At 57.0% G+C, this 21,452-nt stretch carries 14 protein-coding genes; 13 read left to right on the forward strand and 1 reads right to left on the reverse strand.

The window, feature by feature from the left end; translation table 11 throughout:
- The first annotated feature begins 164 nt into the window (after nucleotides 1–164).
- From AC0ZWN_RS11105 to AC0ZWN_RS11120, 4 genes are all read left to right on the forward strand, one after another.
- The gene (locus AC0ZWN_RS11105; protein ID WP_257356900.1) at nucleotides 165–1,196 is read left to right on the forward strand and encodes a hypothetical protein; all 1,032 of its coding nucleotides are present in this window, start codon (nucleotides 165–167) and stop codon (nucleotides 1,194–1,196) included.
- Between the two features lie 187 nt (nucleotides 1,197–1,383).
- Nucleotides 1,384–3,813 (forward strand): leucine-rich repeat domain-containing protein, encoded by a 2,430-nt coding sequence (locus tag AC0ZWN_RS11110; RefSeq protein WP_476335046.1) that lies wholly within the window; start codon nucleotides 1,384–1,386, stop codon nucleotides 3,811–3,813.
- 339 nt (nucleotides 3,814–4,152) lie between these two features.
- Nucleotides 4,153–5,139: a hypothetical protein gene (locus AC0ZWN_RS11115; protein WP_476335048.1), complete on the forward strand. Its 987-nt coding sequence runs from the start codon at nucleotides 4,153–4,155 to the stop codon at nucleotides 5,137–5,139.
- Nucleotides 5,140–5,218: 79 nt separating this feature from the next.
- Nucleotides 5,219–9,985 carry an RHS repeat domain-containing protein gene (locus tag AC0ZWN_RS11120; RefSeq protein ID WP_476335050.1) on the forward strand — a complete coding sequence of 1,589 codons (4,767 nt, stop codon included), beginning with the start codon at nucleotides 5,219–5,221 and terminating at the stop codon, nucleotides 9,983–9,985.
- 25 nt (nucleotides 9,986–10,010) lie between these two features.
- Here AC0ZWN_RS11120 and queG read toward each other — a convergent pair whose 3' ends face one another.
- Nucleotides 10,011–11,084: a tRNA epoxyqueuosine(34) reductase QueG gene (queG, locus tag AC0ZWN_RS11125; protein ID WP_476335051.1), complete on the reverse strand. Its 1,074-nt coding sequence runs from the start codon at nucleotides 11,082–11,084 to the stop codon at nucleotides 10,011–10,013.
- A gap of 63 nt (nucleotides 11,085–11,147) precedes the next feature.
- Between queG and AC0ZWN_RS11130 the strand changes: the two genes are divergently transcribed.
- The 9 genes from AC0ZWN_RS11130 to hflC all read left to right on the forward strand — a co-directional run bounded on the left by AC0ZWN_RS11130 (nucleotide 11,148) and on the right by hflC (nucleotide 21,228).
- The gene (locus tag AC0ZWN_RS11130; RefSeq protein ID WP_476335053.1) at nucleotides 11,148–12,647 is read left to right on the forward strand and encodes an NAD(P)H-hydrate dehydratase; all 1,500 of its coding nucleotides are present in this window, start codon (nucleotides 11,148–11,150) and stop codon (nucleotides 12,645–12,647) included.
- Nucleotides 12,635–13,105, forward strand: coding sequence for a tRNA (adenosine(37)-N6)-threonylcarbamoyltransferase complex ATPase subunit type 1 TsaE (gene tsaE, locus AC0ZWN_RS11135; protein ID WP_016985707.1), 471 nt, complete (start codon nucleotides 12,635–12,637; stop codon nucleotides 13,103–13,105). The genes AC0ZWN_RS11130 and tsaE overlap by 13 nt, the downstream gene beginning before the upstream one ends.
- 57 nt (nucleotides 13,106–13,162) lie before the next feature.
- Complete coding sequence (locus AC0ZWN_RS11140; RefSeq protein ID WP_371748301.1) at nucleotides 13,163–14,536, forward strand: N-acetylmuramoyl-L-alanine amidase; 1,374 nt, start codon at nucleotides 13,163–13,165, stop codon at nucleotides 14,534–14,536.
- 8 nt (nucleotides 14,537–14,544) lie between these two features.
- On the forward strand, nucleotides 14,545–16,446 hold the full coding sequence (mutL, locus tag AC0ZWN_RS11145) for a DNA mismatch repair endonuclease MutL (RefSeq protein ID WP_175559558.1): 1,902 nt from the start codon (nucleotides 14,545–14,547) through the stop codon (nucleotides 16,444–16,446).
- The gene (gene miaA / locus AC0ZWN_RS11150; RefSeq protein WP_093430180.1) at nucleotides 16,446–17,417 is read left to right on the forward strand and encodes a tRNA (adenosine(37)-N6)-dimethylallyltransferase MiaA; all 972 of its coding nucleotides are present in this window, start codon (nucleotides 16,446–16,448) and stop codon (nucleotides 17,415–17,417) included. The genes mutL and miaA overlap by 1 nt, the downstream gene beginning before the upstream one ends.
- Before the next feature lie 95 nt (nucleotides 17,418–17,512).
- Nucleotides 17,513–17,773: an RNA chaperone Hfq gene (gene hfq / locus AC0ZWN_RS11155; RefSeq protein WP_007902656.1), complete on the forward strand. Its 261-nt coding sequence runs from the start codon at nucleotides 17,513–17,515 to the stop codon at nucleotides 17,771–17,773.
- A 12-nt stretch (nucleotides 17,774–17,785) separates the two neighbouring features.
- Nucleotides 17,786–19,087, forward strand: a complete 1,302-nt coding sequence (hflX, locus tag AC0ZWN_RS11160) for a ribosome rescue GTPase HflX (protein ID WP_093430181.1) — start codon at nucleotides 17,786–17,788, stop codon at nucleotides 19,085–19,087.
- A gap of 96 nt (nucleotides 19,088–19,183) precedes the next feature.
- Nucleotides 19,184–20,359: an FtsH protease activity modulator HflK gene (gene hflK / locus AC0ZWN_RS11165; RefSeq protein ID WP_016984785.1), complete on the forward strand. Its 1,176-nt coding sequence runs from the start codon at nucleotides 19,184–19,186 to the stop codon at nucleotides 20,357–20,359.
- On the forward strand, nucleotides 20,359–21,228 hold the full coding sequence (gene hflC / locus AC0ZWN_RS11170) for a protease modulator HflC (protein ID WP_007915830.1): 870 nt from the start codon (nucleotides 20,359–20,361) through the stop codon (nucleotides 21,226–21,228). The genes hflK and hflC overlap by 1 nt, the downstream gene beginning before the upstream one ends.
- Nucleotides 21,229–21,452: the final 224 nt, after the last annotated feature.

Consider the following 21,452-nt stretch of genomic DNA (forward strand, 5'->3'; position numbering starts at 1 on the left):
GGAAAATAGTTGTTTGCCAGATAAAAGTCTGTAAGCCACTAGAGGTTTGCAAGCGTATGTTTCTTACATTTTTCGCTTTGCTGTTTATTTGAAAGGTCTGTAATTTTTTTGTTGGCATATTTTCGATGTCGACATTTAAATATTACTCTTCGAAGGAACACATCATGAGTGAAAGCATGGATGCTACACACGATCAGCAAACCACTGCGCCCATACTCGCAGGCCTTGCCATTATGAAGGTCAAGTTTGATGCGAGCGACAATACTCGCACCAAGTCGCTGTTTGGTAATGGCCGGATGCAGGTGAAAGTACAAGTTTTGGTTTCCGGGATAGACGCCAACGGCAATGCCATGCACGTGCCTGCAGATGTAATGGAAAGCATCGAACTGATTCATTACAGCACTGGCAAAACGTTGCGCGACGGCTGGGCCGCAAGCACCGATCAAGGGCGGTTTACGATTGAGGCGCGACCTTCAACCTCCGCCGGAGACGCTCCCGACAACGATCCGGAAAATGACAGCGTCCATCCTCAGGTCCGCACGTTTTGGGTATCCTCATCGAGCGCCGGGACGACCCAGATTGGTGCGCGCCTGTCGCTGAACGGTGAGAGGATTCTCAGTAATGGAACGACACTCTCCAGTGTTCATGACAGTAGTGTAACCATCGAAGCACAACCTCCATCGGCGTACTCCATCGAAGAATTTCGCTGGTATCAAACCCGGCGCGGCGATGAATTGCCCGGCAATCGAATCTGGAGCCATCGTCTTGGGCTCTATCCGCGAGGGCAGCAGATCAAGCTGGTCGATTGGGTTGTAGACGGAGTAGGAGAAGGCGTTGACCATAAGTTTGCGGGGGGTAACAGACTTAATGAAATAAAAACCAATTATATGGAGGTCATTCTTGTTCGCCCTGAAAAACAAAGTGTGACTGTGATCTTGCCGGCTAACGGAGATCCTTTTGTATACACCTTTTTTCCTGACGCCCATACATGGGGTCGAGAGCATTATGATGTGAAGATTCAGAGCGATGGAGAGCTAACCGTCGTGCAAGCCCTGTCCGAATACTCGGAAGCCGGTAAAGGTTCCAAGTACGGAAACAAGCTTCACTTTCTTGCCATTGATGAACACGGTACGGAGCATAGGCTGGCGATTCGCGTAAACTTTTACGAGCGAAATTTATATCTGGAACGAGGCTAAGACTCACCTTCGCTGATGCAATGCCAGTGGATGTAGTAGATATATATGCTTTTTGGCATGGTAACTACCGATAAGCTGTGGTGTTCAATTATCAGGTAATTGCATTCAAAGTGCTTTTGCTTATATCGAGTGTTGGCCCCTTCTGTAATGCGGGGCCAACGCAGCCATATCTCAAGGATGAGCAGCCATGACTGGCAAACCGCCAAAGGTCAAACCTGTACCTGCCCCAATCAAAATCCCCGAATTCAGCGTAGACGGTACTCATCGGCCACCGCCCGGCTCTTCAGCAATGCCGCACCTGTCTATACCCCATCACCTCGAAACGCTGGCCGTTTCCTTCGGGCCTGACTCGATCGCAGTGACGCCAGCGATCAGAGTGAGCGTGAACCCGAGGTCATCTGCGATCGATGAGTTCGCGATGCGTGTCGCGGAGTACTCACTGGCAGATTACTGGATACCCGCACCCAAAATCTTCGGTGAAGCCGATGCGCAAGGCATCAGGCTTGTGAAGCAGCGCCAGTACGTGGCCGTGGCCGATGACCATGTCGTGCAAGTGGTGCTGGACGCTGAGAGCGGGCTGTTTCGCGCCACGCTGGCCAGTGAACTCGAGCCCTCCGGCCCGCTATTGAAGCCGGACAACGAAGGCCGGTTCTGGGGGCCGCTGGACAGCGATGTCACCCCCTTCACTGACTCAATCTCAGTACAAACCGCAGAACTTTTTCGGCGGATGGGCCGTTCCGTGGCGCAATTTTCCGCCGCCATGGTTGCACGTGTGCTGGCAGTGAGCGGGGTCAATGAACCAGTGCTGCGCGATGTGCTCATGAACGATCGCCCTGCGCCTTTTTTACTGGAGGACACCATCAGGCGATTCGAACTTGATCAGACGATTCAGGCGCAGGGACGCGGGGCCGCCCCTGAGCGATTTAGGCGGTTCAAGAATCTGGAAGATGCCTTCGAATCCGATTGCGATGAAAACACTTTACGGATGCGCCGGGTGTTTCCACATCTACCGAAAACCGCTGCGCAGGCGATATGGCGCAATATGAGCGCTGCCGAACGTTTACATATGCACAACCGGCCAGGCATGCCTCAGCGAGTGGCGAAAGAGGCACTGGTGGCGCTGCGAGAGATTCGCCTGGCAAGGGCCGTGGAAGGCATTCACTTAGAGGCCGTAGCCAACCCGGACAGTGATCGGTTAGTGCTGCATATGCTCGGAAATCTGGCGAATTGGCCGCGGCAGACGCGTGTCGAGATTCGCCAAGGGACGATGGACGGGCATGTCCTGAGCGCTATCGGCGATGCCCGATCACCGTTTCGTCACATACTGATTCGTCAGGATGATGGCTATGTCCTCCAGAGCAGCGACGCCCAATCACCTCGGAAATCGAAGGACCTGTATTCAACCATCTGGTTTCTGTTGTCGCCCGGGCATCGTCAGTTGCTGGGTGTGACAGAAGGTGGTGGTGCGGCGTTGCAACAGTGGGTCCGTGCGCAGCCGTTGCCATCACGCCAAACCGTGAGTGAGTTGTTGGGGATGGCGCGGCCTGCGGTCACCGTTGATCCTGCCACTGCACAACACCGGCAAACGGGGCAGTTGCGTGGCGGCGGCGACAACAACCCGACATCGACCAGGTCCGTTGCCGACCGTGTGCGTGATCTTTATCCGCATCTTCCAGATGAGGAGGTGACGGCATTTATCACAGAGCGCTTGAAGAGTGATCCCTCCGGCGTATTGCTGCGCCTGGAAAAAGAATTTGCGACATTGCGTAATGAATTGGCGATATGGACTGCCGAAGGGGCATCACCTCATACGCGGACGTCGGAACCAGAGGGCGCGTCGACGCTTGCCGAACGACGCCAGGCTCGCGAGAAGTTCAGCGCAAAGCTGCAAGATATCTGGCAGCGCAAGTCGGTTTCGAGATGGGGCGAGGGGGATTATTATTTTTCTCACTATGTTGATTTTTCGGGTGAGTTACCAAGGTTGTCCGCCCGATTTGAATATGTAGCAGAGTTGCTATTGACCGCAAATGAACCGGGTGCACGGATAGGTGCGTTTCTCGACAGCTTTCCGAATATTCAATATTTGGGAGTCGTTGGCATAAAAATGGAGGGATTCCCGTCAGGAATATTTCAAATGCGCCAGTTAAGCGAGCTTACGCTGGACGGGTGTTCGCTAAAACTATCCGAGGTCACAGCTGAAGGATTGTCCAGAATCGAAACGCTGACCCGATTGAATCTGGCAAACAATCCTCTGACAGTTGCTCCGCATGTAGGCTACATGGCCGGTTTAACCGGATTGATGCTGAGCAACGCACATCTTTCCAGCGTTCCTTCAGGCATAGATTCGCTCAGGAAGCTGGGGGTCGCGGCATTGCATGATAATAATATTTCTGACGTGGGATATGAATTGTTCGAGATTCCCGATACGCAGAATCTATTCATTGGTTTATTGAATAATCCGCTGAGTGACGCGTCAAGGCAACGGATTAGTCAGTATCTTGAAAACTCCAGTATGGATCGGAAGGTGGAAATCCAGACGGAGGAGGTGGTTTTCGAATCTGACTCCGATAGCGAGTCCTCGGAAAGCGGATTCTCGACAGGCTCAGACAGTGACTGAATATTGGTGGAAGTAACCGCTCCTTTGTTTTTCTAACATAACCTGACAAGAATAAACTGCCCGTTGGCTCCTCTTTTGATTCTGTGCAGTTGAGATCAGGAGGGGGGCAGATTGTTGAGTGCTGAAATCAAAGGGGCAGGCGGAGTGTGGTTGAAGTTTGCTTGATGTGGTCTGCGATTGTTGAATGTATTAGCATTTGTGAGAGTTGTTGGGGTTGATGTTGAAATATTACTTTCTCATAATTTGTCGAATGTCGCGGCTGTTCTTATTTAAATCGATTGTCAATAGTTTGCTGAGTCCTTAGAGGGCGAAGTGTATTAATCAGCAAGGTATTGATAAATGTTTGATGAGCAAATTGGTATTTCCCGTATCGAAGTTAAACTCGATGCCACAAGGTCGGGCCAGCATAAAGTGCTTTATGCCAACGGGCGCATGCAGGTGCGTGTTTTGGTGCTTCTGCACGGGATCGATAACAATGGCGATGGCGCATCTCTGTATGGGCATCCCGCCCTGCAATCACTGCGGTTGATCGCCTATAACGGCGCGCGGCCTCTGGAGGGAGACTGGAGCGTATCGCAGCAGGAAAATCGTTATGCTCACGAAATGTCGGGTGGTGCGCCGCGAGTTACCGAAGTTCCACGTGCCACGCACAATCGGATAAGTGACGAGTCTGATCCGGTACAGATTTTTCAATTCTGGGTTTCGGCTTCCCGACCTGGGGTCATGGAGGTGGCTGCCGAAATTTCCATGGATGGCGTGATATTGCGAAGTAACGGAATTGGTTTCGATAGCAGTGTTACGCTGGAGGCGATCCCGCCGAAAAAATACGGTCAGAGCAGTTTTTCTCTTCATAAGTATGGCGCGTTCATTGAGCGAGTATACGAGGAGCGAATTCAATACTTTCATCTCGGGCTGCACGCTGACGGTCGTCAGATTAACCTGCTCGACTGGTACAGCAACGACATAGCGCTTAATCCTTATGATGCTGAAGATGCGGTAATGGTCTATTCGTCAGGTACGATAAATCACTACAGTGGCGGCGGCAGAAGTTTTTATGGTTACCTGGCGCCGATCTATGGGCGATCGGCCTCGGTCAATACTCCTCTCGGGTTTATCACTTTTCGGATTAACGATGTGCCTGGGGTGCTGACTCTTGTGCAGCGCACGACTCTCCAGACGCAGGAAAAGCCGGCAAACGAAGGTGCGTTTGAACTCGCAGTAATTGATGAGTTTGGTACCGAACATTGGCTTGGTATTGATGGCGATAAAGAAAAACGAACTTTTATTCTGAGTGAATCGAAACGGTCAACAAAACAATTTTCCTGACTTTATTTATAGGGTCAGCGAATGTTCGCTGACCAACTTGATCGGCCCATCTGCATCTGGAATAAAGGAGATTTTTTCTATGGAAAGTAATTCATCTTCCGCTGTTCATTCAAGCGCTTTCAATTTCGGTGAGTTTGTTTCCGGAGGTGTTGATCCTCGTACGGGTATGTACACGTGCGCCTTTTCGTTGGGAAAGTTGCACTCGTCGGATCTTAACGGCCCTGAGTTCGCACTTTCACTGAGCTTCAATCCGCTTAATCAGACGGACTTTGGTTTTGGCATTGGTTGGTCTTTGACCCTGACCAATTACGACTTGCGCAGCAAAGTCATGACGCTGTCCAACGGTGAGCGCTACAAGGCTGTAGAAACGTCCACCGGTCTGAAGTTCAAGGAAATGAAGTTGCAAACGGCAAAGGTGCTGGTGACCGGAGCAGGGCGCTATGAAGTTCGCTACAAGGATGGTCGACGTGAACTGCTCAAGGTCCTGGCTGGCACTCAGGTCGCTGTAGCAGAAAAAATAATCGCGGCGAACGGTGTGAGCATCGCTTTGAAGCACGAGTTGTTCAACCAGTTTCCCAGGTTGAGCGAAGTCCGTGACAGCAAACGATGCCTGCTGAAAATCACACGCAGTGCAGGTCAGGTAACGTTGACCCGATATCCCGACACCTCGTCCGGGTCCGACTCCAGGTTGATCTTGAAAAACAGTCGGGTAACGGCAATCGAGCTTCCGGTCGGTAAAGGTTGGGAGTTGGAATATGAAGTGATTGATGACGCCAGCTATTTGCACCGCGTCGTCAATCCATTACGCGGCGTCGAGATCATTCGATACAAGCGGCAGGGTCATGGCTTCGAAAGTGGTGTGGAACGAACACTGCCGTTTGTTATCGCTCACGATACCTACCCTGGGCGCGGCCAGCCCAGACTCTGCAAGACATACACTTACTCCGACCGCAACTTCCTTGGGCAAGGCCTTCTCCCGGCCACGGACAATGACCTGGATCCTCTTTATCTGGCGCCCGGCGATTATGTCTACACCTCGGACGAACAGTTGTTGGTAAGCGGCAGAGTACATACCCGTATTAAACGCACCTACAACAAGTTCCATCTGTTGGTGGCTGAGGTTACAACCTGTGGCGACGCCCAGATCGCCACCGCCACGGAGTATCACTGTTCCGTCATCAAACCCTTCAATGAGCAGGTGGCTCAGTTCCGCATGCCGAAGGTCCAGACAGTGACTCACCTTGATCGGCGCACCCGACAGCAGCGTGTGGAAACCACAACCACCGAATTCGATCACGAAGGCAACTTGCTCAAGCACGTCGAGCCAAGTGGGGTGACGACTGAGACGGAGTTTTATCCGGCAAGTGGTGGAGATAATTGCCCGGAGGATCCGCTGGGTTTCTCCAGGTTCGCGAAAAAGAGGACGGTCACCGCTGCCGCGGCGGATGGTGCTTCGACTGTCACGTATTACGACTATGCGCTACATGCCGCACTGGAAGGTACGGAACTGGCATTTATGTTACCGGTTGAGGAGCGTTTTTACGAAGTTGTGGAAGGTGTTGAGGTCTTGCGCTCGAAAACCGAGCGCAGCTACCTGAATACGCCCAAGGACCCGCTCAAACACGGGGCCACACAGCAGCAAAGTATCATTCTCAATGATAAAAAAACCTCTACCGAGTTTTCCTATGAACTTGCGGGTGACCGGTTGCGGGTCAAGTCCAGCACACGGGGATTTGACGGCGCGTTGCAGAGCAGTGAGAAGGTGCTTTCGACACTGACCGGATTACCGATGTCGGAGGTCGGTGTCGATGGCGAGCACATCGAACATGAATACGACGCAATCGGCCGGGCAGTGTGCAAAACGGTTGCGGCCGGCACACCTTATGCGGCTGCTACCCGGTGGGTCTATCTGGCCGCCAGCAAACAGCAGCCGGCCACAATGGTGACCACCGATCACGCCGGAGGCGAGCAACGAGTGACCTATGACGGTCTCGAACGTGTGATCACCGTTCAGGAAAAGGACTGCGACCATCCCGACAAGGACGGACTCATCCCGACTCGCATGCTTTATTCCGCCCTGCATGATTCGGTCGGTCACAAGGTGAAAGTGACGCTGACCGATTGGCGTGATGGCAAGCCCTATCCGCTCAGCACCCGCTACGAATTCGATTCCTGGGGTCAGGTCAACAAGACGCTGCATGCCGATGGGCGTATCGAACACAGCGAGACGGATCCTGTCCTTCGCCAGCAAACCCATTGGCTCCAGGGGATGGGCAAGACACTCACCCTCATCAATGATTTCGGTAAACCGCTCAGTGTCGAGAGCTTCAATCTGAAGAACAAGAGTCTCGGCAAAATCGTTTACACCTATGACGGGTTAGGGCGCACAACCAGCGAGACAGATCCTGTCGGCAATATCACTCGATATGAATACGACGTTTTTGACCGGATAATCCGCAGTGTCCTGCCTGATGCGAGTGCGGTAGTGACCGACTACGCCGAACATAGCGATGCCGGGCTACCGATCGGCATCAAGGTCGGCGACACGGTGTTGGGGCAGCAAACTTATGATGGTTTGGATCGTTTGATACACAGTACCGTAGGCGGACGAAAGTCCGAGGCGGGTTATGAAGCGGGCTTCACTCAGCCGCAGTGGTACAAGAGTGCTGATGGCAAAAAAACCGAATTCACTTATTTGCGCGATCTGGGCGGTTTACTGACGGAGCGCAAGTCAGGTGCATTGCTCACGACTCTGACTTACGACCCCGCCAGTGGCAATCCCTTGGCCTGTACCGAAAACGGCAGGGAGCGCAGCTTCACCTATTACCCTTCCGGACGCCTCAAATCCGAAACGACGACCTTCGGCGCTATCACAAAATCAACGTCCAGTACCTGGTCCCTGCAGGGACGACCGATCACCCATGTCGATGTACTCGGAGCCGAAAGCAGATCCGAATACGATAAGCACGGCCGCCTGCTATCCACCTCTCAGGGTTCGTTGAAAACCGAATTCCACTACGCCATCCAGACGGGGATGCTGGACTGGACGAAAACCGAAGAAACGTCGATCAAGCGGCAGATGATCACCCGGTTTGCCTATGACGATATCGGTCGTGAAACCCGCCGTACGTTCGAGATTCAGGGCCAGCCCGACCAGACGCTGGAATCGACTTACACGCTTGCCGGCAAACTGGCGCAGAAAGTCTCCAGGCGCGGCACGCAACTATTGCGCGACGAACAATTCACCTACGATGTGCGCGGGCGACTGATCCAGTACGACTGTGCTGGCACCCAAAAGCCCCGCGATCCGTATGGCAAGGAAATTGTCCAGCAGACGTTCACCTTCGATGCGCTGGATAACATTCTGACCGTGCAGACGAAGTTCCCGCTGGGCATGAATCTGACCACCTTCAGTTATGACAATCCTGATCCTGTACAGCTCAGTGCAGTCAGACATTCCCATGCCGACTATCCACCGGCAGTGACACTGGAATACGACGCCAACGGCAGGATGATCAAGGACGACCAGGCGCGAACCCTGGCCTATGACGCATTCGGACGTCTTGAGCAGTTGTCCAGCGCAGGGGGATCAGTCATTCGTGGCTACCATTACGACGGCTTCGACGATCTGGTCGAACTGTCGCAACCCGACAAGGTGATTACGCAGCGTTACTACCATGCGGGCCGGGTCGCCAATGAGGTGAGTGGTGAAAATTCGTCCAGTGTTGTGCGTCACGGTGGAGCGCTTGTGGGGCAACAGCAGCTCGGTTCGAACGCCGGCGCGCAGCTGTTTGGTACCGATCAGCAGCAAAGTGTGCTGGCAACGCTGGGCAAGGAACAGCTCACCGATTGCGCCTACAGCCCTTACGGGCATCGCCCTGCCGAAGGTGGATTGTTCAGCCTGGCAGGGTTCAACGGCGAGCAACTGGATCCGGTGACCGGGTTGTATCTGCTGGGTAACGGTTACAGAGCCTATAGTCCGACACTGATGCGTTTTCTCGCCCCCGACAGCATGAGTCCGTTCGGCGCGGGCGGATTGAATGCCTACAGTTATTGCCTGGGCGACCCTGTCAATCGTGTTGACCCTACCGGACATATATCCTGGCAAACGATCCTGGGTATCGGACTCAGTATTCTCGGGGTTGTGGCCAGCGTACTGACGATGGGCGCGGCGACGCCATGGGCAGTGGCGGCATTGGGGCTGGCGGTTGCTTCAGGTTTGGCGGGTATCGCCAGCGAGCTGGCCAATGAGCTGGCACCGGGTTCTCAAGCAGGCGAGATATTGGGCTGGATCAGTTTTGGTCTTGGGCTGGCTTCGCTGGGTGCAGGTATGGCAGCGGGTGCAAAAGCTGCAGTGAATGCGGGCAGGAAGATGGCTTCAGCCTTTAGCCAAGGGCTCAGTGGCAAGGGGGCAGGCAAAGCGGGGCAATATTTAAAGAAGGGTGGAAAAGGCGCTAAGGCTGCGGCCAAAAAAGCCAAGGCACCCGTGGAAACAGTGCCGGATGAACCTTGGCAATTGGTCAGGGCCAAGGAAAACAAAATCTCGACTGACGCCAGGAAGGATATGGCTGAAGCATTCTACAAAGGCGTGGAAAGCAATAAGTCCCCCAGGCAAGCAGCGGTGGGTCTCGCCATGAAGTACGAGGAATTCGGACCCGCGGGCAATGGAAGAAAAGTATCGCATGTCTTTTTTTCGAGCCATGGAGGACGTGGGGAACGTATTTACCTTCTAGAGGACAGTAATACGAGAGTTTGCAAAGTCCTGCAGGCGGGCGGCCATTGGGACGACGGACAGACCAACACAATTATGAGTGCGGCCAAAAGTATGAAGGCAGCGCGCATATGAGCAGCCTGAGTACTTTGCCTGCCGTTTACGGGGTTGAAGGTCTGGAGTGCCGTTCCAGTGCCCACTCCACATGCTCCCTGACCAGCTCTGACGGATAATCCCGTCGCGCCTTCAACGCTTCCAGCACCGGAATCGTTGAAGGCGCATTGCCCAGACCGACCGCCAGATTCCGCAACCAGCGCTCATACCCGGCACGCCGCAACGGCGAACCTTCAGTGCTGCTCAAGAACTTCTCCTCATCCCACAAAAACAACTCGGCCAACTCGGCGTTATCGAGGTTGTGCCGCGGCTTGAAATCGCTTTCCCCGGAAGGCTTGGCGAAACGGTTCCACGGGCAGCAAATCTGACAGTCATCACAGCCGAACACGCGATTGCCGATCAACGATCGCAAATCCTCGGGAATGGCGCTTTTCAGTTCGATGGTCAGATAGGAAATGCAGCGCCGCGCGTCCAGCACGTAGGGACCCACGAAAGCATTGGTCGGGCAAATGTCGAGGCACGCGGTGCAGCGGCCGCAGTGTTCGCTGCTGTGCGGTTCGTCCACCGGCAACGGCAGATCGACGAACAGTTCGCTCAGGAAGAAATAACTGCCGGCCTTGCGATTCAGCACCAGAGTGTTTTTGCCGATCCAGCCCAGTCCGGCCTGTTCGGCGATGGCTTTTTCCAGCACCGGGGCGCTGTCGACAAACGCGCGGAAACCGAACGGGCCGATCTGCGCTTGAATCTTGTCGGCCAATTGCTGCACACGTTTACGGATCAATTTGTGGTAATCGCGGCCCAAGGCATAACGCGACACGTAGGCTTTTTCCGGTTGCGCGAGCATTTGCGCCATTTGTGTGTCGCCGGGCAGGTAGTCCATGCGCAGCGAGACCACGCGCAACGTGCCCGGCACCAGTTCTTCGGGGTGCGAGCGTTTGCTGCCATGGGCGCCCATGTAGTCCATTTCGCCGTGGTAACCGGCCTCGAGCCAGCGCGCGAGGTGCTGCTCATGCTCGGCCAGATCCAGGCCGCTGATGCCGACTTGCTGGAAGCCCAGCTCGCGGCCCCAATCCTTGATCGATTGGGCGAGGGCGGGCAGGTCTGTGGTGATGGCGGACATGAGGCGAGAGAAACCGGAGCTGAGGTGCGTATAATTCTGCCAGACATCGGAGCCTGAATACGCATGCCGCACACGAAAGATGAATTACCCGACGCGCTGTATGGCGCCGCACAGGTGCGCGAACTCGATGCACGGCTGATTGCCGCCGGTACGCCGGGCTTCGAATTGATGCAGCGCGCGGCCCATGCGACGTGGCGCGCATTGGTGCGACAGTGGCCTTCAGCGACTGAACTGACGGTGCTGGCCGGGCATGGCAACAATGCGGGAGACGGTTATCTGGTTGCGGCCATGGCCCAGCGAGCCGGGTTGCTCGTGCGGGTGTTGGCGGTCGGTGATCCCCGGCAATTGCAGGGCGACGCGGCGTCAGCCCATGCCGAGGCCTCGACGCACGGTGTGGCGATTCAGGGCTGGAGCGCTCACAGCGAGTTGCGCGGGGTCATCCTCGATGCCCTGCTCGGCACCGGCCTGAGCGGCGACGTGCGTGAGCCGTATGCCGCCGCGATCAATGCGATCAACGTCAGTGGTTTGCCGGTTGCTGCGGTCGATATCCCTTCCGGATTGTGTGCCGACACTGGGCGAGCGCTGGGTGTCGCGGTCTGTGCCGATCTCACGGTGACCTTTATTGGTCTGAAGCTTGGGCTTTTCACCGGTGACGCGGCGGATCATGTCGGCGCGCTGCTGTTCAACGATTTGCAGGCGCCAGCGGAAACTTACCGTGACATTCCTGTCCGCGCCCAGCGACTCAATGCCGCTAATCTTCCTCGATTGGCGCCGCGCGCGCCGGCGTCGCACAAGGGGCGTTTTGGCCATGTGCTGCTGATCGGTGGCGATCACGGATTTGGCGGGGCGATCCTGCTCAGTACCGAAACGGCGTTGCGCAGCGGCGCGGGCATGGTTTCGCTGGCGACCCGTCCCGAGCATGTGCCAGCAGCCCTGACCCGTGTGCCGGAAGCTATGGTTCTTGGCACCTCATCGGCCAATCAGTTGATGGGTTTGCTGGAAAAAGTCTCGACGCTGGTCGTCGGTCCTGGCCTCGGCCAGGCCAGTTGGGGCCGCGCATTACTGTCGGCGGCGGCCAACGCGGCATTGCCGCAAGTGTGGGATGCCGACGCACTGAACTTGCTGGCGAGTGATTTCGTTCAATTGCCCAAGGATTGCGTGATCACCCCGCATCCGGGCGAAGCAGCGCGTTTGCTGGGCATCAGCACCGCCGACGTGCAGGCGGATCGTCCGGCAGCAGCGTTGGCGCTGAGCAAAAAATATACAGCAGTGGTGGTGTTGAAAGGCGCAGGCAGCCTGATTGCGCATCCCGATGGCCGTTTGGCGCTTTGTCACCAAGGTCATCCGGCCATGGCCACTGCTGGCCTCGGCGACGTACTGGCCGGGTTGACCGGTGCGCTGCTGGCGCAGGGCATGGCCGGTTTTGATGCGGCGTGTCTGGCGGTCTGGCTGCACGCCAATGCCGGTCAGCAACAAGGAAAATTCGGCCGTGGGCTGGCGGCCAGTGATCTGATTCCAGCCATTCGTCAGTTGTTGGAGGAGCAAGCACCGTGTCTGAAGTAACCCTGTACCTGGCCGATGAACAGGCCATGAGCGACTTTGGCGCACGGATCGCCCGCGTGACCCAGGGCCATGGCCTGATTTTTCTCGAAGGCAACCTGGGCATGGGCAAAACCACCCTGTCTCGGGGCATCATTCGCGGCTTGGGCCATGTCGGCGCGGTAAAAAGTCCGACCTTCACCTTGGTCGAACCCTACGAGATCGGTGACATACGCGCCTTCCACTTTGACCTGTATCGCCTGGTCGATCCGGAAGAGCTGGAGTTTCTCGGCATCCGCGACTACTTCGAAGACGATGCCCTGTGCCTGATCGAATGGCCCGATAAAGGTGCAGGCTTTTTGCCAAAGCCTGACCTGACCATTACCATTAGCCCGCAAGACAGCGGGCGTTCGCTGAAAATTTTATCCCAGGGCTCGCGTGGCGAGGCCTGGTGTGCCGCTTTGGCATTGGAATCCAATTAAATGATGGGGTTAGGTATGCGCTTTCGCGCGTTGGTGGCTGCCGCTGGACTGTTGTTGATGGCAGTAACCGTCAACGCTGTGGCCGATTCAAAGGTCAACAGCGTGCGCCTGTGGCGGGCGCCGGACAACACGCGACTGGTCTTCGACCTGAGCGGTCCGGTGCAGCACAGCGTGTTTACCCTGACCGCGCCGGATCGTCTGGTGATCGACATCAACGGTGCCACCCTCGGTGCACCGCTGAATGTGCAGACCGCAAACACGCCGATCACCGCAATGCGCTCGGCCCAGCGTACGCCGACTGATCTGCGCGTGGTCATCGACCTGAAAAAAGCCGTCACCCCGAAAAGCTTCTCGCTGGCGCCGAACGCGCAGTACGGCAACCGCCTGGTGGTCGACCTGTTCGATAACCCGGCCGACGCCGCACCGCCGCCTGCGCCGACGCCGCAGGTCGCGACTGTGCCAGCGGTGCCGGTAACCCCGACCGAACCGGCAATCAAGTTGCCGCCAGCCCCGGCCGGCAAGCGCGACATTATTGTGGTGATCGACGCCGGCCACGGTGGCGAAGACCCGGGCGCATCCGGTTCGCGCGGTCAGCGTGAGAAAGACGTAGTGCTGCAGATCGCTCGCGAACTGCAGCGTCAGGTCAACGGCATGAAAGGCTTCCGTGCCGAATTGACCCGTACCGGCGACTACTTCATCCCGTTGCGCGGTCGTACCGAGATTGCCCGCAAGAAGGGCGCCGACCTGTTCGTGTCGATCCACGCCGATGCGGCGCCATCTGCCGCCGCTTTCGGCGCTTCGGTGTTTGCCCTGTCTGATCGCGGCGCAACTTCCGAGACCGCGCGTTGGCTGGCCGACAGCGAAAACCGTTCCGACTTGATCGGTGGTGCCGGCAACGTCAGCCTCGACGACAAGGACCGCATGCTCGCCGGCGTATTGCTCGACCTGTCGATGACCGCTTCGCTGACTTCCAGCCTCAACGTCGGCCAGAAAGTCCTGACCAACATCGGCCGCGTCACGCCGCTGCACAAACAGCGTGTGGAACAGGCCGGGTTCATGGTGTTGAAGTCGCCGGACATCCCGTCGATTCTGGTTGAAACCGGGTTTATCTCCAACGCCAACGAAGCGAACAAACTCTCGGCATCGAGCCACCAGCAAGCATTGGCCCGCTCGATCAGCAGCGGCGTGCGCCAGTTCTTCCAGCAGAACCCGCCACCGGGCACTTACATCGCCTGGCTGCGTGATTCCGGCAAGATCGCTCAAGGCCCGCGCGATCATCGCGTCGGTCCGGGTGAAACGCTGGCGATGATCGGCGTGCGCTATCAGGTGTCGCCGGCCACGCTGCGCGCTGCCAACAACCTGAAAAGCGATGAGTTGAAAGTCGGTCAGCACTTGACCATTCCTGGCACCGAACTGGCGTCCAAAGAATGAACGAAGTGCTGAACGCTGCTGCCCGTATCGAACTGCTCAGCCCACGGCTGGCGAACCAGATCGCCGCCGGTGAGGTGGTTGAACGTCCGGCCTCGGTGATCAAGGAACTGCTGGAAAACAGCCTCGATTCTGGCGCCAAGCGTATTGATGTCGATGTCGAGCAGGGCGGGGTCAAGTTGCTGCGGGTGCGTGACGATGGCAGCGGCATCTCTGCCGATGACCTGCCGCTGGCCCTGGCCCGTCACGCCACCAGCAAGATTCGCAACCTGGAAGACCTTGAGCAGGTGATGAGCCTCGGTTTCCGGGGTGAGGCGCTGGCCTCGATCAGCTCCGTGGCGCGCCTGACGCTGACCTCGCGTACTCGCGATGCCGATCAAGCGTGGCAAGTCGAAACCGAAGGCCGCGACATGGCACCTCGGGTGCAACCGGCAGCGCATCCGGTCGGCACTTCCGTGGAAGTTCGCGACCTGTTCTTCAACACCCCGGCGCGACGCAAATTCCTCAAGACCGAAAAAACCGAGTTCGATCACCTGCAAGAAGTGATCAAGCGTCTGGCGTTGGCGCGTTTCGACGTGGCTTTCCATCTGCGGCATAACGGCAAGACCATTCTCAGCCTGCACGAAGCCCACGATGACGCGGCCCGTGCCCGGCGTGTGGCGGCGATCTGCGGTTCGGGTTTCCTCGAGCAGGCGCTGCCGATCGAGATTGAGCGCAACGGCTTGCACCTGTGGGGCTGGGTTGGTTTGCCGACCTTTAACCGCAGTCAGGCGGATCTGCAGTATTTCTTTGTGAATGGCCGGGCGGTGCGCGACAAACTTGTGGCTCACGCCGTGCGTCAGGCCTATCGCGACGTGCTGTTCAACGGCCGTCACCCGACGTTTGCGCTGTTTTTTGAAGTCGATCCGGCGGCAGTCGACGTCAACGTGCACCCGACCAAACACGAAGTGCGCTTCCGTGACGGGCGCATGGTGCATGACTTCCTTTATGGCACGTTGCACCGTGCTTTGGGCGACGTGCGTCCGGAAGATCAGCTTGCCGGTTCCGTGACCACAGCTGTCGTGCGGCCAACGGGCCTCGATGCCGGTGAGTTCGGCCCGCAGGGCGAAATGCGTCTTGCGGCCAATGCGCTGCTGGAGCAACCGCAGGCGCAGCCGGCGTTCAATACCTCGTCCGGTGCCAGCGCTGGCGGGGCTTACCAGTATCAATACACGCCACGCCCACAATCAGCGGTACCGCCGGCTGCCGAGGCTCAGGCTGCGTATCGCGAGTTTTTCGCGCCGCTGCCTGAGGCTAATGCCAACGCATTGCCGGCCGGTCAGGAGGATATTCCTCCGCTCGGATATGCCTTGGCGCAATTGAAAGGTATCTACATTCTTTCCGAAAACGCCCAAGGGCTGGTGCTGGTGGACATGCACGCTGCTCACGAGCGGATCATGTACGAACGCCTGAAAATCGCCATGGCCAGCGAGGGTCTGAGCGGTCAGCCGTTATTGGTGCCGGAATCCTTGGCCGTTAGCCAGCGCGAGGCCGATTGCGCTGAAGAGCACGCGGCATGGTTCCAGCGTCTGGGGTTCGAGCTGCAGCGTCTGGGCCCGGAAACCCTGGCGATCCGCCAAATCCCGGCGTTGTTGAAACAGGCCGAAGCCAACCGTCTGGTCGGCGATGTCCTGTCGGACTTGATGGAGTACGGCACCAGCGACCGGATTCAGGCACACCTCAACGAATTGCTCGGCACCATGGCCTGCCACGGCGCGATCCGTGCCAATCGGCGCCTGGCCCTGCCGGAAATGAACGGCCTGCTGCGTGACATGGAAAACACCGAGCGCAGCGGTCAATGCAACCATGGCCGACCGACTTGGACCCAATTGGGCCTGGACGATCTGGACAAACTGTTTCTGCGCGGTCGTTGATGAGCCAGCTTCCTCCAGCGATTTTCCTGATGGGCCCGACCGCTGCGGGCAAGACCGATCTAGCCATCGAGCTGACCAAGGTGCTGCCGTGCGAGTTGATCAGTGTCGATTCAGCGCTGGTCTATCGCGGCATGGACATTGGCACGGCCAAGCCTTCGAAAGAACTGCTGGCCGAATATCCGCACCGCTTGATCGATATTCTCGACCCGGCTGAGGCTTATTCGGCTGCGGATTTCCGTCGCGATGCCCTGCAAGCCATGGCCGAGATCACCGCGCGCGGAAAAATTCCGCTGCTGGTCGGCGGTACGATGCTCTATTACAAGGCTTTGGTCGAAGGTCTGGCGGATATGCCAGCGGCCGATGCCGATGTTCGCGCGCAGATCGAAGAAGAGGCTGCACGCCTCGGTTGGCAAGCCTTGCACGATCAATTGGCGAGCATTGACCCGGTGTCAGCGGCGCGCATTCACCCGAACGATCCGCAGCGCTTGAGTCGCGCGCTGGAAGTTTATCGAGTCAGCGGTCAGAGCATGACCGAGCTGCGTCAGCAACAATCTGCGCAAAGTACTGAAGCAGCCGCTTCGGGACTGCAACAATTGCCCTATACTGTCGCGAACTTGGCCATTGCCCCGGCGAATCGTCAGGTATTGCACGAGCGCATTAAACAAAGATTCACAAATATGTTGGAACAGGGGTTCCTCGACGAGGTCGTAGCCCTGCGTAAAAGAAGTGACCTGCATTCGGGGTTGCCGTCTATACGTGCGGTAGGCTACCGCCAAGTCTGGGACTACCTGGATGGCAAGCTGACGTTGGCCGAAATGCAGGAGCGCGGCATCATCGCCACGCGCCAATTGGCCAAACGCCAGTTCACCTGGCTGCGCAGCTGGGAAGATATACACTGGCTGGACAGTCTTGATTGCGACAATCTGCCACGCGCCTTGAAATACCTTGGGACCATCTCCATATTGAGCTGAGTCCTTGCAATTGCCGTCTATCCTTGGGGGTGTGGCGGCCAAAGCCATCTGAATTACCTATTTTTTATTATTGAATCCTTAAAGGAGTGCGGCACATGTCAAAAGGGCATTCGCTACAAGACCCTTACTTGAATACTTTACGTAAAGAGAAAGTTGGGGTTTCCATCTACCTGGTCAACGGTATCAAACTGCAAGGCACGATCGAGTCGTTCGACCAATTCGTGATCCTGCTGAAAAACACCGTAAGCCAGATGGTTTACAAACACGCTATCTCGACAGTAGTGCCGGTTCGTCCAATTCGTCTGCCTAGCGCAACCGAATCCGAAGCAGGTGACGCTGAGCCAGGTAACGCCTGATAGGAGTCTCCTTTGTTCTTTGAGCGCCACGGTGGTGGTGAACGAGTGATCCTCGTTCACTTGGATGGACAGGACCCTGAGGCGCGCGAAGATCCGCAGGAGTTTCAGGAATTGGCTAATTCGGCCGGCGCCGAGACCGTTGCGTTTTTTAACGTGCCGCGTCATCGGCCAACCGCCAAATTTCTGATCGGCAGCGGCAAGGTCGAGGAACTGCGCGACCTGGTCAAGGCTGAAGAAGCCGATCTGGTGATTTTCAATCACATCCTCACGCCTAGTCAGGAACGTAACCTCGAACGTGTTTTCGAGTGTCGCGTGATCGACCGTACCGGTCTGATTCTCGATATTTTCGCCCAACGCGCCCGTACCCATGAAGGCAAGCTCCAGGTCGAACTGGCCCAGCTTGACCACATGAGCACGCGGCTGGTTCGCGGCTGGACTCACCTTGAGCGTCAGGGTGGCGGCATCGGCATGCGCGGCCCGGGTGAGACCCAGCTGGAAACCGACCGCCGTTTGCTGCGGGTCCGCCTGCGCCAGATCAAGGGTCGGCTGGAGAAGGTGCGCAGCCAGCGCGAGCAATCGCGACGTGGCCGCTCCCGTGCGGATATCCCTACCGTGTCTTTGGTGGGATATACCAACGCCGGCAAATCGACACTCTTCAATAATGTGACGAAATCCGACGTGTACGCGGCCGACCAGTTGTTCGCCACGCTGGACCCGACCCTGCGCCGTCTGGATCTGGACGACCTGGGGCCGATTGTTCTGGCGGATACGGTAGGCTTCATTCGTCACCTGCCGCACAAGCTGGTCGAAGCATTTCGGTCTACCCTCGAAGAGTCGGCCAACTCCGACCTGTTGTTGCACGTGATCGATGCGGCCGAACCGGATCGCATGTTGCAGATCGAGCAGGTGATGGTGGTGCTGGGCGAGATTGGTGCCCAGGACTTGCCGATACTCGAGGTCTATAACAAACTCGATTTGCTTGAAGGCGTTGAGCCACAAATCCAGCGCGACGAAAACGGCAAGCCCCAGCGGGTCTGGCTTTCGGCACGTGATGGCAGTGGTCTGGAATTGCTTGAACAAGCCATTGCCGAATTGCTCGGCAGTGATTTGTTCATCGGCACACTGCGTTTGCCGCAACGATTCGCCCGACTGCGTGCGCAGTTTTTCGAACTCGGTGCGGTGCAGAAAGAAGAGCATGACGAAGAAGGCATCAGCCTGCTGGCCGTTCGTTTGCCCCGGGTCGAGCTGAATCGACTGGTAAGCCGCGAAGGATTGCAGCCGATGGAATTCATCGAGCAACACACTTTGCAATAAAAGCCTGAAGAAGCGGTTGTGCCGTAACGGCAGGCATTCTGTAGCATTGGTCGGCGCGCCGTGGGTGCGTCTTTGCTTTATCAGATGGAGAGCGCTATGGCTTGGAATGAGCCGGGTGGCAACTCGAATAATCAGGATCCTTGGGGTGGCAAACGCCGCAATAACGGCGACCGCAAGGGGCCACCGGATCTCGACGAGGCCTTCCGAAAGCTGCAGGAAAGCCTGAACGGGTTGTTCGGTGGTGGTAAGAAACGCGGTGGTGATGATGGCGGTGGTTCGGGCAGGAGCGGTGGCGGCTTCGGCGGTCTGCTCGGCATCGGCCTCGTCGTGCTGGCGGCTGTCTGGCTGTACAGCGCGGTCTACGTGGTGGACGAGCAGGAGCAAGCCGTGGTGCTGCGCTTCGGCAAGTACTACGAGACCGTTGGCCCGGGCCTGAATATCTACTTTCCGCCGATCGATAAAAAGTACATGGAAAACGTCACGCGTGAGCGTGCGTACACCAAGCAGGGCCAGATGCTGACCGAAGACGAGAACATCGTCGAAGTGCCGCTGACCGTGCAGTACAAGATCAGCAACCTGCAGGACTTCGTGCTTAACGTCGATCAGCCGGAAATCAGTCTGCAGCATGCGACTGACAGTGCCCTGCGCCACGTGGTGGGTTCCACCGCCATGGACCAGGTGCTGACCGAAGGTCGTGAATTGATGGCCAGCGAAATCAAGGAGCGTCTGCAACGCTTCCTCGATACCTATCGCACCGGTATCACCGTCACTCAGGTCAACGTACAGAGCGCAGCGGCACCGCGTGAAGTGCAGGAAGCCTTCGATGACGTGATCCGCGCCCGTGAAGACGAGCAGCGTTCGCGCAACCAGGCTGAAACCTACGCCAACGGCGTCGTGCCGGAAGCCCGTGGTCAGGCCCAGCGCATCCTCGAGGATGCCAACGGTTACCGCGACGAAACGGTCTCGCGCGCCAAGGGTGAAGCCGATCGCTTTACCAAGCTGGTCGCCGAGTACCGCAAGGCACCTGAGGTTACCCGCCAGCGTCTGTACCTGGACACCATGCAGGAAGTCTTCAGCAATACCAGCAAGGTACTCGTGACCGGCAACAAGAACGGCCAGAGCAACCTGCTTTACCTGCCGTTGGACAAAATGATTCAGAACAGTTCGGGCAGCAATGCACCGGTCACCGGTTCGGCTGCCGCCAGCAACAACACGGACGTCACGCCGCATGTCACTGACCTGCCGCAGTCGCGCACAAGGGAGACCCGCTGATGAGCAATAAATCGCTGATCGCCCTGATCGTTGGCGTTGTTGTGGTACTGGTGGGCTGGAACTGCTTCTACATCGTGGCTCAGACCGAGCGTGCGGTGCTGCTGCAATTCGGTCGCGTGGTTCAGGCCGATGTTCAGCCAGGCCTGCATGTGAAAGTGCCTTACGTTAACCAGGTGCGTAAATTCGACGCACGTCTGATGACGCTGGATGCACCGACACAGCGTTTCCTGACCCTGGAAAAGAAAGCCGTGATGGTCGATGCCTACGCCAAGTGGCGCGTGAAAGATGCCGAGCGCTTCTACACCGCAACTTCCGGCCTCAAGCAAATCGCCGACGAGCGTCTTTCCCGTCGTCTTGAATCCGGTCTGCGTGACCAGTTCGGTAAGCGCACTCTGCACGAAGTAGTGTCGGGTGAGCGTGACGCGTTGATGGCTGACATCACCGCATCCCTGAACAAAATGGCGGAAAAGGAGCTGGGTATCGAAGTTGTCGATGTCCGGGTCAAGACCATCGACCTGCCGAAAGAAGTGAACCGCAGTGTGTTCGAACGTATGAGCACCGAGCGTGAGCGTGAAGCTCGCGAGCACCGCGCCAAGGGTAACGAGCTAGCGGAAGGCATCCGTGCCGACGCCGATCGTCAACGCCGCGTGCTGCTGGCTGAAGCCTATCGTGAATCCGAAGAGGTTCGCGGTGATGGTGATGCCCAGGCCGCTGCGATCTACTCCAAGGCCTACGGTCAGGATCAGGAGTTCTACAGTTTCTATCGTAGCCTGCGCGCCTACCGTGAAAGCTTCGCGAACAAATCCGACGTATTGGTCCTCGACCCAAGCAGCGACTTTTTCCACTACCTGGAAAAGGCCAAGCCTTGATACGCCGTTGACCTGAATCATTCCGCCCGGCGGCTAAAACCTCGGGCGGGGTGATCCTTTGGGAAAACGTGTGTATGATGCGGCAGCCGGGAAATTCCCGGCTTTTTTGCGTCTGCACGTTTGATTGCTGTTTTTTGTTGCAGGCATCGGGTTGAATGGCCCGAGAGTATTTCGAGGAAAGTGATGGGCGAAGCCGCTAACAGGCCTTTCGCCGCGTCGTTCAT

Source organism: Pseudomonas sp. 3B-A001-10F, from assembly GCF_056313565.1.

Bases quoted from the DNA above. Each gene is read 5' to 3' on its own strand.
- AC0ZWN_RS11105 (WP_257356900.1), top strand. From the start codon at position 165: ATGAGTGAAAGCATGGATGCTACACACGATCAGCAAACCACTGCGCCC.
- AC0ZWN_RS11110 (WP_476335046.1), top strand. From the start codon at position 1,384: ATGACTGGCAAACCGCCAAAGGTCAAACCTGTACCTGCCCCAATCAAA.
- AC0ZWN_RS11115 (WP_476335048.1), top strand. From the start codon at position 4,153: ATGTTTGATGAGCAAATTGGTATTTCCCGTATCGAAGTTAAACTCGAT.
- AC0ZWN_RS11120 (WP_476335050.1), top strand. From the start codon at position 5,219: ATGGAAAGTAATTCATCTTCCGCTGTTCATTCAAGCGCTTTCAATTTC.
- queG (WP_476335051.1), bottom strand. From the start codon at position 11,084: ATGTCCGCCATCACCACAGACCTGCCCGCCCTCGCCCAATCGATCAAG.
- AC0ZWN_RS11130 (WP_476335053.1), top strand. From the start codon at position 11,148: ATGCCGCACACGAAAGATGAATTACCCGACGCGCTGTATGGCGCCGCA.
- AC0ZWN_RS11140 (WP_371748301.1), top strand. From the start codon at position 13,163: ATGGCAGTAACCGTCAACGCTGTGGCCGATTCAAAGGTCAACAGCGTG.
- miaA (WP_093430180.1), top strand. From the start codon at position 16,446: ATGAGCCAGCTTCCTCCAGCGATTTTCCTGATGGGCCCGACCGCTGCG.
- hfq (WP_007902656.1), top strand. From the start codon at position 17,513: ATGTCAAAAGGGCATTCGCTACAAGACCCTTACTTGAATACTTTACGT.
- hflK (WP_016984785.1), top strand. From the start codon at position 19,184: ATGGCTTGGAATGAGCCGGGTGGCAACTCGAATAATCAGGATCCTTGG.
- hflC (WP_007915830.1), top strand. From the start codon at position 20,359: ATGAGCAATAAATCGCTGATCGCCCTGATCGTTGGCGTTGTTGTGGTA.